This is a genomic window from Micromonospora sp. B006, assembly GCF_003408515.1.
Taxonomy (GTDB): Bacteria; Actinomycetota; Actinomycetes; order Mycobacteriales; family Micromonosporaceae; genus Micromonospora; species Micromonospora echinospora_A.
The window spans coordinates 4,665,177-4,680,358 of the sequence record NZ_CP030865.1; the positions used below are offsets into that span (position 1 = coordinate 4,665,177).

General features: G+C 72.8%; 12 protein-coding genes. 9 read left to right on the top strand and 3 right to left on the bottom strand.

Going from position 1 to position 15,182, the window contains the following annotated elements:
- Window positions 1-37: 37 nt before the first annotated feature.
- The 4 genes from MicB006_RS20910 to MicB006_RS20925 all read left to right on the top strand — a co-directional run bounded on the left by MicB006_RS20910 (window position 38) and on the right by MicB006_RS20925 (window position 6,113).
- The gene (locus tag MicB006_RS20910) at window positions 38-1,411 is read left to right on the top strand and encodes an FAD-dependent oxidoreductase (RefSeq protein WP_116511669.1); all 1,374 of its coding nucleotides are present in this window, start codon (window positions 38-40) and stop codon (window positions 1,409-1,411) included.
- Between the two features lie 125 nt (window positions 1,412-1,536).
- Window positions 1,537-2,958 (top strand): WGR domain-containing protein, encoded by a 1,422-nt coding sequence (locus tag MicB006_RS20915; RefSeq protein ID WP_116508371.1) that lies wholly within the window; start codon window positions 1,537-1,539, stop codon window positions 2,956-2,958.
- Window positions 2,959-3,113: 155 nt separating this feature from the next.
- A complete protein-coding gene (locus tag MicB006_RS20920; protein ID WP_152037859.1) occupies window positions 3,114-4,448 on the top strand; it encodes a hypothetical protein in 1,335 nt (444 codons plus the stop codon).
- A 792-nt stretch (window positions 4,449-5,240) separates the two neighbouring features.
- On the top strand, window positions 5,241-6,113 hold the full coding sequence (locus tag MicB006_RS20925) for an aminoglycoside phosphotransferase family protein (RefSeq protein ID WP_116508375.1): 873 nt from the start codon (window positions 5,241-5,243) through the stop codon (window positions 6,111-6,113).
- A gap of 1 nt (window position 6,114) precedes the next feature.
- On the opposite strand, the gene MicB006_RS20930 is transcribed toward MicB006_RS20925, so the two are convergent.
- Window positions 6,115-6,924, bottom strand: coding sequence for an Fpg/Nei family DNA glycosylase (locus MicB006_RS20930; RefSeq protein ID WP_116508377.1), 810 nt, complete (start codon window positions 6,922-6,924; stop codon window positions 6,115-6,117).
- Window positions 6,925-7,200: 276 nt separating this feature from the next.
- On the opposite strand from MicB006_RS20930, the gene MicB006_RS20935 reads away from it, so the two are divergent.
- The 5 genes from MicB006_RS20935 to rocD all read left to right on the top strand — a co-directional run bounded on the left by MicB006_RS20935 (window position 7,201) and on the right by rocD (window position 12,798).
- On the top strand, window positions 7,201-7,950 hold the full coding sequence (locus MicB006_RS20935) for a cellulose binding domain-containing protein (RefSeq protein WP_116508379.1): 750 nt from the start codon (window positions 7,201-7,203) through the stop codon (window positions 7,948-7,950).
- A gap of 5 nt (window positions 7,951-7,955) precedes the next feature.
- Window positions 7,956-9,428, top strand: a complete 1,473-nt coding sequence (locus MicB006_RS20940; RefSeq protein ID WP_116511671.1) for an RICIN domain-containing protein — start codon at window positions 7,956-7,958, stop codon at window positions 9,426-9,428.
- A gap of 133 nt (window positions 9,429-9,561) precedes the next feature.
- The gene (locus tag MicB006_RS20945; protein WP_116508381.1) at window positions 9,562-10,479 is read left to right on the top strand and encodes a DUF4190 domain-containing protein; all 918 of its coding nucleotides are present in this window, start codon (window positions 9,562-9,564) and stop codon (window positions 10,477-10,479) included.
- Window positions 10,480-10,768: 289 nt separating this feature from the next.
- On the top strand, window positions 10,769-11,584 hold the full coding sequence (gene ddaH / locus MicB006_RS20950) for a dimethylargininase (RefSeq protein WP_192900316.1): 816 nt from the start codon (window positions 10,769-10,771) through the stop codon (window positions 11,582-11,584).
- Window positions 11,584-12,798, top strand: coding sequence for an ornithine--oxo-acid transaminase (gene rocD / locus MicB006_RS20955; protein WP_192900317.1), 1,215 nt, complete (start codon window positions 11,584-11,586; stop codon window positions 12,796-12,798). Before ddaH ends, rocD begins: the two co-directional genes overlap by 1 nt.
- A gap of 55 nt (window positions 12,799-12,853) precedes the next feature.
- Here the strand turns inward: rocD and MicB006_RS20960 are convergent, their stop codons facing one another.
- Together MicB006_RS20960 and MicB006_RS20965 are read right to left on the bottom strand one after the other, a co-directional pair.
- Window positions 12,854-14,002 carry an FHA domain-containing protein gene (locus MicB006_RS20960; protein ID WP_116511675.1) on the bottom strand — a complete coding sequence of 383 codons (1,149 nt, stop codon included), beginning with the start codon at window positions 14,000-14,002 and terminating at the stop codon, window positions 12,854-12,856.
- Between the two features lie 118 nt (window positions 14,003-14,120).
- On the bottom strand, window positions 14,121-15,173 hold the full coding sequence (locus MicB006_RS20965) for an acyl-CoA desaturase (RefSeq protein WP_116508385.1): 1,053 nt from the start codon (window positions 15,171-15,173) through the stop codon (window positions 14,121-14,123).
- Between the last annotated feature and the right edge of the window lie 9 nt (window positions 15,174-15,182).

The following is a 15,182-nucleotide window of genomic DNA, read 5'->3' on the forward strand; positions in this document are numbered from 1 at the left end:
CCGCACGGCCGTGGCCCGGCGTGACAGGATGGGCGGCGTGGCGGAGCGCATGATCGTCATCGGCGGCGACGCCGCCGGTATGTCGGCGGCGTCGCAGGCGCGTCGCCGCCGCGACCGGACCGACCTGGAGATCATCGCGTTCGAGCGCGGGCACTTCACCTCCTACTCGGCCTGCGGCATCCCCTACTGGGTGAGCGGCCTGGTGGAGGACCGGGACGAGCTGGTCGCCCGCGACCCGGCGACGTTCCGCGACGAGTTCGGCATCGAGGTCCGTACCCGGCACGAGGTCACCGCCGTCGACCTGGACCGCCGCGAGGTGATCGTGCGGGACCTGGACGGCGGCGGCGAGGTCCGCGCCGGTTTCGACACCCTGGTGTACGCCACCGGCGCGTCCCCGGTGCAGCCGGACTGGACGCGCGACGACGTGGCCGGGGTGTTCGGCGTGCAGACGCTGGACGACGGCGCGGCGCTCATCGACTGGCTCGAAGGCAAGCCCTCGCCCCGGCACGCGGTGGTGGTCGGCGGCGGCTACGTCGGCGTCGAGATGGCCGAAGCGCTCGTGCAGCGCGGGCTCTCGGTTCAACTTCTGGAGCAGGCCGACCAGCCCATGTCGGCTGTGGACCCGGACATGGGCGAGCTGGTGGCCGAGGCGATGCGCGCCACCGGCATCGGCGTCCGCACCGGCCTCACCGTCACCGGGCTGGAGGAACGGGACGGCCGGATCTCCGCCGTGGTCACCGACGAGGGACCGATCCCGGCGGACGTCGTGGTCCTGGGTCTCGGGGTACGCCCCAACACCGCGCTCGCCGAGGCCGCCGGCCTGCCGATCGGCCCCTCCGGCGGGGTCCGGACGGACCGCCGGATGCGGGTGCCGGGCGTGCCCGGCGTCTGGGCGGCAGGTGACTGCGTGGAGTCGCTGCACCGGGTCAGCGGCATGCCGGTGCACATCCCGCTCGGCACACACGCCAACAAGCAGGGCCGGGTCGTCGGCATCAACATCGGCGGCGGGTACGCCACCTTCCCCGGCGTGATCGGCACCGCCGTGACCAAGGTCTGCGAGCTGGAGGTGGGCCGGACCGGGCTGCGCGAGCGGGACGCGCTGGAGGCCGGCTTCGAGTTCGTCACAGTGCTGGCGCAGTCGACGAACCGGGCCGGCTACTACCCCGGCTCCCGGCCGATGACCGTCAAGCTGCTCGCCGAGCGGCCCAGCGGACGGCTGCTCGGGGCGCAGATCGTCGGCTGGTCCGAGGCGGCCAAGCGGATCGACGTGCTCGCGGTGGCGCTGTGGAACGGCATGACCGTGGACGAGATGACAGCGCTCGACCTGGGGTACGCGCCGCCGTACGCCCCGGTGTGGGATCCGGTGCTGATCGCCGCCCGCAAGGCCGTCGACGCCCTCGCCGCCGTGTAAGGAAGGGCCCCCTCTTAACGCCTCCGGTAGAGGAAGGGCCCCTTCTTAACACCTGGATTTGTCGGTGCCCGGCGTTAGCGTGTGCGCGTTGCCGGTTCGGCACTTCCCCTCGGAGGTAAACCCCCATGTCCCAGGAGACGACCTACCTCGAACTGTCCGAAGTGGACGGTAGAGCGCACAAGTTCTACGAGGTGGTGGTCGACGACACCGCGATGACCGTGCGCTACGGACGCATCGGCGACCAGGGCCAGGTGAAGACGAGCACCTACCCGGACAACGCCCGCGCCCGCGCCGCCGCCGCGAAGAAGATCGGCGAGAAGGTCCGCAAGGGGTACGCCCCGGCGGTGCGCGGCATACGCCAGAAGCGGACGGTCTCGCGCCGGCAGATCGTCAGCACCCGCTCCACCGCCCGCACCGCGCCGGTCCTCTGGCGGTACGCCTCGGGCGCCCCCGCCTTCGGCATCTTCGTCGACGACCGGCACTGCATGGTCGGCAACGAGCACGGCGTGATCACCACGCTCGACCACGACGCCCGGCTGGTCAGCCAGGTCCGGCTCCCCGACGGGGTGAAGTGCATCGTCGCCGACGACGCCTGGGTCTACGCCGGCTGCGACGACGGCAACGTCTACGACCTGTCCGGCAAGGTGCCCCGCGCGGCGTACGCGATCGCGCCCGAGATCGACATCTACTGGCTGGACATCCACGACGGCGTGCTGGGAGTGTCCGATCGCGACGGCGGCATCGCGGCGGTCGACCACGAGGACGAGTTCCTCTGGCGCCGGCCGGGGCGGGGCCGGTCCGCGTGGATGGTGCGCTGCGACGCCGACGCGATCTACCACGGTCACTCGCAGGGGGTCACCGGCTACGACTGGCGTACCGGGCGCGAACTGTGGCACACCGGCACCGGGGCGGTCCTCTTCGGCTGGCAGGAGCGGGACGCCGTGTTCGCCGGCACCGGCACCCGCGAGGTGGTCCGCCTGCGCAAGGACGGCCGGGCCGAGCAGACGTACCGCTGTGACGCAGCGGTCTTCTCCTGCGCCACCGCCGAGGGCGGCCGGTACGTGTTCGCGGGCGACAGCGCGTCCTCGATCTACTGCTTCGACCAGGCCGGCAACCGGCTGTGGAAGCTCGGCACCGGCTGCGGCTCGGCGTACTCGATGCAGTACCACGACAACCGGCTCTACGTGGTCACCACGAGCGGCCACCTGGCCTGCATCGACGCGAGCGAGGCGGCGATCCGGGCGGCCGAGGCCGGCAGCGTCCCGGACGTGGTCGACGTCAAGGCGCCGGCCCGGCTGCCCGAGCCGGCCGCCTGGACGTCGGTCGAGGTGACCACCGACGAACGCGACGGCGTGCTGGTGCAGTGCGTCGAGCAGGGCGGCCGGCTGCGCGTCCACGTCCTGGCCGACGGCTACCGGCGGGACTGGCCGGTGCAGTTCCCCAAGGGCATCCGCGAGCCGGGCGCGCGCTTCCTGGTCACCGAGATCCGCGAGTCCGGCCGGGGCGGCTTCTACCGGGCGTACGGGGACATCCGCCGGCTGCGGTGAGCCAGCAGCCGGGTCGGAGGGCGGGTCGGCCGGGGGCCTCGGCCGACCGTCCCGGCGAATCGACAGGTCGACGGGGCAGCCGGCAACGCATCGACGGAGTACGGTACCGACAGGAAAACTCTCCGTTATGGGTCGACCTCGGAAGGGGCACCGACATGCGAGTGTGGCGCATGGCCGCGACGGCTCTTCTCCTGCTGCCCGGCGGTGTCCTCGTCGCCGCGCCACCCGCAACAGCCGCGCCACCCGCAACCGCCACGCCCTCCGCAACCGCCACGCCTTCCCCTGCGGCCGCGGCGGACCAGACGCCACCGGTGCTGGTGGACGTCACGGTCTCACCCGACGCGGTCTCCGTCTCGGGCGTCGACCTGGTGCCGGTGACGGTGAGCGCGCACCTGACCGACGACACCGGCGTCGTCGAGGCCTACGAGATGGACGGCAGCAAGCTGCCCCACGTCGGTCTGCGCCTCGTCGGCACGGACCGCACCGACGGCGCCGAGTTGTCGCTCACCGCCGGCACCCCGCAGGACGGCACCTGGAGCGCGACGATCCACGTGCCGTCGACCTGGAACGGCACCTGGGAGGTCCACCACCTGGTGGCGACGGACGCCGCCTGGAACCGGCTCGACGTCGACCCGTCCGCCTCGGCGGACACCAGGCTGGAGGTCACCGGCACCCACCGGCCCGCGGCCACCATGCGTCTCACCCCGGACCCGCTGGTCGGCGACGGCCCGCTGACCGTGGCGGGACGGTTCTACTACGAGGACACCGGCGAGGGTATCGGCAACCAGCCGATCTTCTTCGGCACCGACAACCTCTGCGTCGAGTATCACAGCGAGCCCAACGGCACCACCAAGGCCGACGGCACGTTCTCCCGGACCTATCCGAAGGGCGACCGCTATCTCAAGTGCGTCGGCATCATCCGTCCGTCCCCCTCGGAGATCTCACCGCGCTACATCGTCGTCGCGGCTGACCATCCCCGGGTGAAGCCGACAGTCACGGCGAAAGCGAACCGCACCACTGTCAGGCCCGGCACCACAGTCACCTTCACCGGCGTGGTCAAGCCCGACGACAGCATGGACATCGAACTCCAGCAACTCCAGGGCAGGACGTGGCGGAAGGTAGCCGCCGGGTGGGCGCACGGCGATAACAACGCGTACCGCATCACCATCACGCCGAAGACACCCGGCACCTTGCGCTACCGCGTAGTCGTCCCGAGTGAAGACCCGGCGACGGTCGGCGTGTCCGAGGTGGTCACGGTACGCGTGTCGACACCCGGCAGCGAGCCCTCGCCGGGCGGCGGCGGAGGCGGTGGCACCGTCGGAGGCGGAGGCACCGGAGGGCTTCCGATCACCGGTCCCGCCACCGCGCCGCTGGTGGCCGGCGGCGCAGCGCTCCTGATCGTCGGCGCCAGTCTGATGCTGCTGGCCCGCCGGCGCCGGCCGACCCCGAACCCGACCCCGACCCCGACCCCGACCCCGACCGGGCGATAGACCAACGGGCGGTAGGCCGGGCAGGACGACTGCCCCGGACGGAAGGCCGGACGGACGGAAGGCCGGACGGAAGGCCGGACAGGCAGAAGGCCGACGGGTACCGGGCCGGGCACGACGACTGCCCCGGCCCGGCTCCCCGGCGCCGAGTCACACCGCCGCCGGTCCGCAAGCTAGCGAGGATCTCGGCGTCGACTCAGCTGGCGCGGCACGGCCAGCATCGAGCGCGGCACCCCTCGCCCCCGCCCGCACCCGCACCCGCACCCCTCAACGCCTGCCCGTTGATCAAGGAGTTAGGGGCAGACTCCTGGCGCTCCGGTGACACGAACTCCTTGGTCAACGCCGGTGCCGAGTGGTGCCCGCAGGCCGACAGCCGCGATCCGGCTTGATCAACACCAGCTCGCCGAAGTGGTGGCATCAACAGCTCTGCGATACCACCATCTCGGCGAGCTGGTGTTGATCATGGACAATGATGCCGCCACTTCGGGGAAGTGGAGTCGATCAAGCCACGGCGGGGGTCTTCTGTTCGTCTTGTCCGCCTCCGGTGAGCGCGCTGATGGGGGATCTTGGAGGATTCAGGCCCACTGGGGACGTTTCGGGAGTCGAAGACGCTGACACGATCACAGTCGGGCTGATCTTGCCTCGCCGGTCACGTCGGCGATGGCCGGGCGGCCGCGAGCGGCGTCTCCTCGGCGCGCGCGTTCGCGCATGCCGCGAGCCTCGCCGGTGAGCGGTACGACGTCCCCCTGATCGGGCCGGGCGGCGCCGAGGGCCTCGCTCGGCCAGGATGGCCGGATGCGGTGTGACATTCCCGAGAGCCTGCGCTGGGTCGAGCGGACGGAGACCGGGCGGGCGTGGCTCGCGGAGCTGCCGGACCGGCTCGCCGCGTGCGTCACGCGGTGGGAGCTGACGATCGGGCCGCCGTTCGGGTACGCGTTCGCGTCCCTGGCACTGCCCGCGACGCTGCCCGACGGGACGCGGGCGGTGCTGAAGCTCCAGTACCCGGACGACGACAGCCGCCACGAGGCCACCGCGTTGGCGCACTGGGACGGCCGGGGTGCGATCCGGCTGCTCGCCCACGATCCCGGCCGGCGCGCGTTGCTGGTCGAGCGCTGCGACCCGGGCACCCCGCTGTACGGCCTGCCGCCCGACGCCGCGCTGGACGTGGCGGTCGCGCTGCTGCCCCGCCTCGGGGTGCCGGCCGGGCCGCCGTTCACTCCGCTCGCCGAGGAGGCGGCCGGCTGGGCGGAGCGGATGCCGGGCAACTGGCGGCGGGCCAACCGCCCGTACGAGCGGCGGCTCCTCGACGCCGCGCTCGGGCTGCTCGCCGACCTGACGCCGAGCCAGGGTGAGCAGGTGCTTGTGAACCAGGACCTGCATGCCGGCAACATCCTGGCGGCCGGACGCGAACCGTGGCTGGTCATCGACCCGAAACCGCTCGTCGGCGAGCGGGAGTTCGGGGTGGTGCCGCTGGTGCGCGGCGCCGAACTGGGCCACTCCCCGGCGGCCGTCCGGCACCGGCTCGACCGTCTCAGCGCCGAACTGGGTCTGGACCGGGAGCGGGTACGCGGCTGGGCGATCGGCCAGACGGTGGCCTGGAGCATCGGCGGCGATCAGGTCTTCCCCGGCAACGTCGAGGCGGCCCGCTGGCTGCTCAACGAGATGTGAGTCAGCCCGCCTGGCAGGTGGGGCACCAGTACAGGTTGCGCCCGGCCAGCGCGCCCCGGCTCACCTCGGTGCCGCAGACGTGGCACGGCGCGCCGGGGCGGCGGTAGACGTACACCTCGCCACCGTGCCGGTCGACGCGCGGCGCCCGGCCGGTGACCTCCGGCAGGTCGGCGTCGCGCACCGTGTCGATCCGGCCCCGCTCGACCGCGCGGGTCATCAGCGTCACCAGGTCCGCCCAGAGTTCGGCCCAGCCGGCCGCGCTCAGGTCGCGGCCCGGCAGCAGCGGCGGCAGGCCGGCCCGGAACAGCGCCTCGGTCACGAAGATCAGGCCGGTGCCGGCCACCACCGACTGGTCCAGCAGCAGCGCGGCGAGCGGGGTGGGGCTGCGCCGGATCCGCGCGTACGCCCGGTCGGGGTCGGCGTCGGCGCGCAGCGGGTCGGGTCCGAGCCGGTCGCGCAGCGCCGTCACCTCGGGCGGGGTCAGCAGTTCGCAGGCGGTCGGGCCACGCAGCTCCAGCCAGTTCCGGTCGCTGTGCAGACGCAGCCGCACCTGCCCGACCGGGGCCGGCGGCTCCCCGGCCCCGTCGGCGAACTTCCCGTACAGCCCCAGGTGTACGTGCAGCGTCAGCTCGCCCGCGTAGTGGTGCAGCAGGTGCTTGCCGTACGCCTCGGTGCCGTCCAGGACGGTGCCGCTGAGGCGGGCCGCGCCCTCGGCGAAGCGCCCCTGCGGGCTTTCTGCGTGCACCTTGTCGCCCGCGAACAGCTCGGCGTGCCGGGCGGCGAGGCGGTGGATGGTGTGTCCCTCTGGCACAACTGCCAAGCGTAGCCAGCAGATCGGACCGCCGGCGACGTCGGGTCCTGGGACGACATTGAATCGATGTCCGTCGACTGAAAGACTGGCGGCGTAGCGCTCGGGAGCCAGTGCGAGCCGCTCGATCTCGCCGGAGGGACAAGCGCGGGGTGATGCGCCACCCCGGTGCCGGGCAGTCGTCTCCGGCGCTCCGCCGTGCCGCTACGGCGGCGACATCGCGGTCCACCACCACTCCGGCGCCGACCGCCCCCGGTGCCCCCGTCTCGGGAGAAACAGATGCTTCGTACGCTCGGCGCGGCACTGGCCGCCGCCCTCACCCTGACCGGCTGGGCCGCCTCGTCCGGCGTCGTCCGGTCGCCCGCCACCACGACGGTGACGCCCGCCGCGGCGGCGACGCCGACGCCCACGCCCACGTTCGCGTGCCCGCCGGCGCTGCCGGTCACCGGCCAGGTGACCGACGCCACCGCCAGCAGTCTCACCATCACCTACTGGATGGTGCTCAGCCCACCCTGCGGCTACGACCCGCCGCTCGTCGTCAGCCTCTTCACCAGCCGCGAGGACGCCACCGCGTGGCGCGACCCGGTGGCCGAAGCCGTCACGGGGCCGGAGCGCCAGGGAAAGGTGACAGTCACCGGCCTGGCCCCCGACACCGACTACTGGTTCCGGTTCAGCGACACCCACGGCACACGGGATCCGTACGTGATCGGCGGACCGGCCCGGACGTCGGGAACCTGCTCCGCGACGGCCACGATCGACGCCAGCTGGGGCGGTGGCTTCGTCGCCACGGTCACCGTCCGCAACGACGGCACCGAGCCGACACCGGGCTGGCTCGTCTCCTGGCGGTGGTCGGGTGACGAACGCATCCAGTCGGTCTGGGGCGGGGTGGCCGAGGGCGCCGGCCAGGACGCCGCGGTCCGCAACGCCTCCTGGAACGGGACGCTGCGGCCGGGTGGCTCGACGACGTTCGGCATGCTCGTGGCGGCCGGCGCGACGCCCGGCACCATCACGCCGAAGTGCGGCAGGTGACAGCCGTGCGAGGGACGACACGGTGCGCCGGGAACGACCGGGCCGGTGGCAGAAGTCGCCTCCTGGCGGTGGGGGTGGCGCTCGCCGTGGCTCTCGCGGCGACGGTGCTGGGACCGGCGGCGGCGCTGGCGGCGCCGGTGACAGTCACCAACGGCACCCAGTTCACCGACACCACCGGCGCCGTGGTGCACGCCCACGGCGGCGGCGTCCTCAAGGTCGGCGACTACTACTACTGGTTCGGCGAGAACCGCAACCCGGACAACACGTTCCGGGCGGTCTCCGTCTACCGCTCGACGGACCTGCGCACCTGGGAGTTCCGCAACAACGTGCTCACCCAGTCGTCGGCGGCGGAACTACGTGTGGCAAACATCGAACGGCCGAAGGTCATCTACAACGCCGCCACCGGCCGGTTCGTGATGTGGATGCACAAGGAGAACGGGTCCGACTACAACGAGGCGCGGGCGGCGGTCGCCTCATCGACCACGGTGGACGGCGCCTACACGTACCACGGCAGCTTCCGGCCGCTCGGGCAGCACATGTCCCGCGACATCACGCTCTACAACGACAACGGCACCGCGTACATGATCTCGGCGGCCGACGACAACTACGACCTGAACATCTACCGGCTCACGTCGGACTACCTCAACGTGGCCACTCTGGTGGGCAACTTCTGGGACGGCGCGCACCGCGAGGCGCCGGCGATGTTCAAGCGGGGCAGCACCTACTTCCTGCTGACGTCGGGCGCGACGGGCTGGAGCCCGAACCAGGCCCGGTACGCCACCGCGTCCAGCATCTCGGGACCGTGGAGCGGCTGGACCGACGTGGGCAACGGCACCACGTTCAACTCGCAGCCAGCGTTCGTGCTGCCGATCCAGGGCACCTCCGGAACCAGCTACCTCTATCTGGGTGACAGGTGGGCCGGAGCGTGGGGCGGCCCGGCCAACGACTCCCAGTACGTGTGGCTGCCGATCAGCTTCCCGACCGCCACCAGCATGAGCCTGACCTGGTACCCGTCGGTCACCATCGACGCGGCGGCGGGCACCGTCACCGGGAACTCGCCCGCGTACCACCGCGTCACGGCCCGGCACAGCGGCCGGGTGCTGGACGTGATCAACGGGTCCACGGCGAACAACGCCGAGGTCAAGCAGTGGAGCTGGAACGGCGGCGGGAACCAGAGGTGGGAGTTCCAGGACGCCGGCGGCGGCTGGTTCCGCCTCGTCAACGCCGCGAGCGGCAAGTGTCTCGACGTCGCCAACGCGAGCACCGCCGACGGCGCCAACATCATCCAGTACACCTGCGGCAGCGGCGCCAACCAGCAGTGGCAGTGGGCCGCGCGCGACGGCTGGTTCCAGCTGCGGGCCCGGCACAGCGGCAAGTGCCTGGACGTCGTAAACGCCGGCACCGGCGACGGCGCGGACGTCCAGCAGTACACCTGCGGTGCGGGCACCAACCAGCAGTGGTCACGCACCGTGTCCTGACCGGCGGCGATCTCCGCACGCTCCGGCCGGGTCGCTGGAGCGTGCGGAGCGACAGCGGGTGTCGATTTCGGCACACCTGGGTACTTCCTTCCCGTCATGCGCGGCCTCCGCGCCTGGATCAGGAGGTGCCATCGTGAATATCTTGTCCCGCCGGAACCCTCCGGCGACCAGTACCGATACCAACGGCGACGGCGTGGTCGACGAGCGCGACCGGAGTGCGGAGCAGCCGGCCGAGCGGCCCGTGGTCACCGACCGCGACGAGGAGCGGACCACGTACCGCAGCGCCGCCACCGCCACCGAAGACGAGCGCGCCCGGGACGCGGCGACCGACCGGGACGCACGCGACCTCGGCGCCACCACCGACAGCCGAACGACGACCGACGGCCGGACGGCGACGACCGACGGCCGGATCGTGGCGGCCGACGACGAGCGGGACGCGGAGGCACGGCGGCGGGCCGCGGACCGGGGCGCGGCGGCGCGCGCGGTCACCGGCCGCCGTACCGACGCCGACACGCGGACCGTTCCGGTGACCGACGCGCGCACAGTCGGCGCGGCGCCCGCCGCCGAGCGCACCACCGACCTGGACGGCGACGGCCGTGCCGACCGCACCGACCTGGACCGCGACGGCCGCCCGGACCGCACCGACCTGGACCGGGACGGCCGCCCCGACGGTACGGACACCGACGGCGACGGCCGGGTGGACCGCCCGGAGCCGTACACCACGAAGCGTCCCCGGGCCAGCCTGCTCGCCACGCTCGGCCTGATCGTCTCGGTGGTCGGGGCGCTGTTCGTGCTCTCCGGCACGCTCGCCGGGTACGGCATCGGCGTCGGCGCGGCCGGCGCGGTGCTGGCGGTGCTGGGCCTGATCGCCACTCGTCGCCGGCACGTGGCGGGCAAGACCGACGCGCTCATCGGCATCGCGGTCGGCCTGGCCGCCGTGGTGCTCGGCATCGTGGCGATGACCGGCCAGTTCGACTGGCCGACCACCGACGGCGACTGGGTCAGCCGCTTCCGCGAGTGGCTCGACTCACAGTTTGGCAGCTGGTTCTGACGGGCACTGTCCCGATCGCCGACGCGGGGCGTCGGCAGCCTGATCAGCTCCGGTGGTTCACCGGCCGGGCAACACCTCTTTCGGGGGCGGCGGTTCGCCGCCCCCGAAGTGTGTCCGGCGTCGGCGCAATGATCACTCGTCGCTGACCGATTCAACGCAACGATTCGCTGCTCGACGCAACTTCTCGCGGTGGATGTCGTCTACCCGGGCCGCATAACGTTGGACCACGGCGCCAGCCCGTGGGCCGACGGTGGCCGGGCGCGCCCGACACTGGGAGCACGACATGACGATGGACGCCATCCGCCAGCGCTTTCTGATGTGCCGGCCGACGTACTTCGCCGTCGACTACGCGATCAACCCGTGGATGGACCCGACCGCCCCGGTCGACGCCGACCTGGCGATCCGGCAGTGGGAGCAGCTTCGCCGCACGTACCTCGACCTGGGCCACGAGGTCGAGCTGATCGAGCCGGTCGCCGGCCTGCCGGACATGGTCTTCGCCGCCAACGGCGGCACCGTGATCGACGACAAGGCCATGGCGGTGCAGTTCCGCGACCCGCAGCGCGCCGACGAGGCGCCCGCGTACCGGGCCTGGTTCGAGGCCGCCGGCTTCGAGATGTACGACCCGAAGCACGTCAACGAGGGCGAGGGCGACGTCCTGCTGGCCGGTGACCACCTGCTCGCCGGCACCGGGTTCCGCACTGCGCACGCCTCGCACGCACAGCTCCAGGAGACCTTCGGCTATCCGGTGGTGACCATGCAGCTGGTGGACCCCCGCTTCTATCACCTGGACACCGCGCTCACCGTGCTCGACGAGCGCACCGTGGCGTACCTGCCGGAGGCGTTCTCCCCCGGCAGCCGGGCGGTGCTGCGCCGGCTGTTCCCGGACGCCGTCCACGCCACCATGGCCGACGCCGAGGTGCTGGGGCTGAACGCGGTCAGCGACGGCCGGCACGTGGTGCTGCCCGCGCAGGCCACCGACCTCGCCGCGAAGCTGCGCGACCGGGGCTACGAGACCATCGGCATCGACCTGTCCGAGCTGCGCAAGGCCGGCGGCGGACCGAAGTGCTGCACGTTGCGACTCCGTCAGGGAAAGGCGAGCAAGTGATCATCGACGACATGCTGCGGACTCCGTCCGCGGTCCGGGACGCGGAGCGTCACACGGCGCACAACTACCACCCGCTGCCCGTGGTGATCTCGTCGGCCGAGGGCGCCTGGCTGACCGACGTGGACGGCCGCCGCTACCTGGACTGTCTGGCGGGATACTCGGCGCTGAACTTCGGCCACCGGCACCCGAAGCTGATCGAGGCCGCGCACGCGCAGCTCGACCGGCTCACGCTCACCAGCCGCGCGTTCATCCACGACCAGTTCGCCGACTTCTGCCGGGAGCTTGCCGCGCTCTGCGGCAAGGACCTGGTGCTGCCGATGAACACCGGCGCCGAGGCGGTCGAGACCGGCATCAAGGTCGCCCGCAAGTGGGGCTACCGGGTCAAGGGCGTCACGCCGGGCCAGGCCAACATCGTGGTGGCGGAGGGCAACTTCCACGGGCGTACGACCACCATCGTCAGCTTCTCCACCGACTCCGACGCGCGCGCCGACTTCGGGCCGTACACCCCGGGTTTCACAGTGGTCCCCTACGGCGACCTGGCCGCGCTGACCGAGGCGATCGACGAGAACACGGTGGCCGTGCTGCTGGAGCCGATCCAGGGTGAGCAGGGCGTCGTGGTGCCGCCGGAGGGTTACCTGCCGGGCGTGCGCCGGGTCTGCACCGAGCGCAACGTGCTGTTCGTCGCCGACGAGATCCAGTCGGGTCTGGGGCGCACCGGCGCGACGTTCGCCTGCGAGCACGAGGGCGTCGAGCCGGACATGTACCTGCTGGGCAAGGCGCTCGGCGGCGGCATCGTGCCGGTGTCGGCGGTGGCGGCGAACGCCGACGTCCTCGGCGTGCTCCAGCCGGGCCAGCACGGCTCGACGTTCGGCGGCAACCCGCTGGCGTGCGCGGTCGCGACCGAGGTGGTCCGGCTGCTGGCGACCGGCGAGTTCCAGCGCCGCTCGGCCGAGCTGGGCGAGCGGCTGCACGCCGGCCTGCGTGGCCTGATCGGCAAGGGCCTGGTGGCGGTACGCGGGCGCGGCCTGTGGGCCGGGCTGGACATCGACCCGGCGCTGATGACCGGCCGGCAGGCGTGCGAGCTGCTGATGGAGCGGGGTGTGCTCGCCAAGGACACGCACGGCTCGACGATCCGGCTCGCCCCGCCGCTGGTGATCACCGAGGACGAGATCGACCACGCGGTGGCGCAGCTCGCCGCCGTGCTGGCCGCCTGAGGTCGTACGCGAAAGGCGCCGGGACCACGACGGTCCCGGCGCCTTCGCACGCGGGTCACTGACGCGGCAGCCGCATCGCCATGGTCGGCGCCTCGGCCATCACCGAGTTCGGGGTGTACGTGGCGTCGCTGCTCATCTGGGCGGCGCGGCCCACCTGCACGCCCGGGTACAGCTCGATCAGGTCGCCCTCGCCGAGCACCCGGGACTGCTGCGGCGGCAGGGCGATCCGCTCGTTCTCCGCCATCGAGCCGCCCGGTCGCACGCCGGAGCCGTTGGTGCTGGTGTCGGTGACCACCACCTCGCCCACCCGCAGCTCCAGCCGGATGTGGCTGCGGCTGATCCAGCGCCGGGCCTCGTCGTTGAGCCACTGGCCGAGGGTCACCGCGCCCGGCCCCTCCGGCGCCCGGCCGACCGGCACCGGCTCGGTCTCGGTGAGCACGAACCGCTTGCGCACCAGCCCACCGATGCGCACCGCGAGCACCTCGGTACGCGGGCGCGGACCGGCGTCGGAGAGCCGCGCGCCGTGCCGGGGGCAGGTCGGCGCGCCGGTGCGCAGCGTGGGCGGCGGCTGCTCGGCCGGCACCCGGTCCACGGCGGCCAGGTCGGCGAACGCGCCGCCGCCCCCGCCGCCGCCGAACAGCGCGCAACCCGGCTCGGGGCAGCGCCACTTCCGGGAGAGCAGCTTGACACCCGCCGGTGAGCGGCTGCCGGTGGCCGGGTCCTGGCCGCCGCCGACGTGCGCGATGAAGACCGGCCCACCGGCGCCGGGCACCGGGGCGAGCACGCGGCCCGCCTGCCCGACCCACGGGTACCGGCCGACCAGCCCGTCCAGGCGGGCCCGGGTGAGTACCGGCAGGCCCAGCAGGTCGGCCACCTCCAGCATCCGGTCACCGGGCTGATCGAGCACCTCCACCAGGCCGTCGTCGGCCCAGCGGCGGACCACCATCCGCTCGTTGGAGGTCAGGTCGGCGTCGGACAGCAGCGCCCGGTGCACGATCGCGTAGACCGGGACGCTGTCCTCACCGATCTGCCGGGACAGCGCGTCGATCACCATGCCGAGCCGCAGCAGGCTGGCCGGCCGACCGCCGTCCAGGTTCTGCCAGCGGATGACCTCGGCCAGGTCGACCACGGCCCGGGCCAGCGACGGATCAGTGCAGACCCGTCCCTCGATGGCGTCGAGCACCTTGCTGATCTCGAATCTCATGCCGCAGCTCCGCACGATGTCGTCCCGTGACGCGGTCGGGGCCGGTCGGCCCGCCGCGCCGCGCGCCACCACCGTGGCGCGCCCTCCACCATGCGGACCCTACCGGCAGCCGGCCAGGTCAGCCCGCGCGCAGCGGGCGGCCGACGTCGTGCAGGTGCGCCAGCGCCTGCCGGTACGACTCGATCAGCCCGGTCTCCGCGTACGGGACGCCCTGCTCGGCGCAGTACGCCATGACCAGCGGCCGGGCCCGGCGCAGGTTGGCGCGGGGCATGTTCGGGAAGAGGTGGTGCTCGATCTGGTAGTTCAGGCCGCCGAGCGCCAGGTCGACGAACCGGCCACCGCGGACGTTGCGTGAGGTGAGCACCTGCTTACGCAGGTAGTCGAGGTCGTCCTCGTCGGTCGGCATCGGCATGCCCTTGTGGTTCGGGGCGAACGAGCAGCCCATGTAGAGACCCCAGAGCCCTTGGTGCACGGCCACGAACAGCAGCGCCTTGCCCGGGGACATGACCGCGAACAGCAGCCCGAGGTAGCCGGCGGCGTGCGCGGCGAGCAGCAGCGCCTCCACGGCCCGGTGCCGCATCGGCACCCGCCACCTGCCGTCCGGCTCCCGGCCGACCAGCGCCTGCACGCTCGCCACGTGCAGCGCGAACCCTTCCAGCAGGAGCAGCGGGAAGAACAGCCACGCCTGGCGGCGGGCCATCCACCGGCTCAGGCCGCGCGTGGCAGTGGCCTGCTCGTACGTCCAGACCAGCGCGCCCGCGCCGACATCCGGGTCCTCGTCGGTGTGGTTCGGGTTGGCGTGGTGGCGGTTGTGCTTGTCCACCCACCAGCCGTAGCTGAGCCCGACGGCGAGGTTGCCGGCGGCCAGCCCGGCTGCCTCGCTGGGCCCGCGCCGCCGGAACATCTGCCGGTGCCCGGCGTCGTGGCCGAGGAACGCCACCTGCGTGGTCGCCACCGCCATCACGACGGCAAGCGGAAGCTGCCACCACGAGTCGCCGACGAGCGCCACGACGACCCAGCCGGCCACGAAGGCGCCCAGCGTGAGCGCGATCCGCAACGCGTACCGGCCGGGCCGCCGCTCGAGCAGTCCCGCCTCGGCGATCCGGCGCGACAACCGCGCGTAGTCGCTGCCCCGCCGTGCTGCGGGTTCCGTCGACGTGGAAGAAGTCATGTCGCCCCC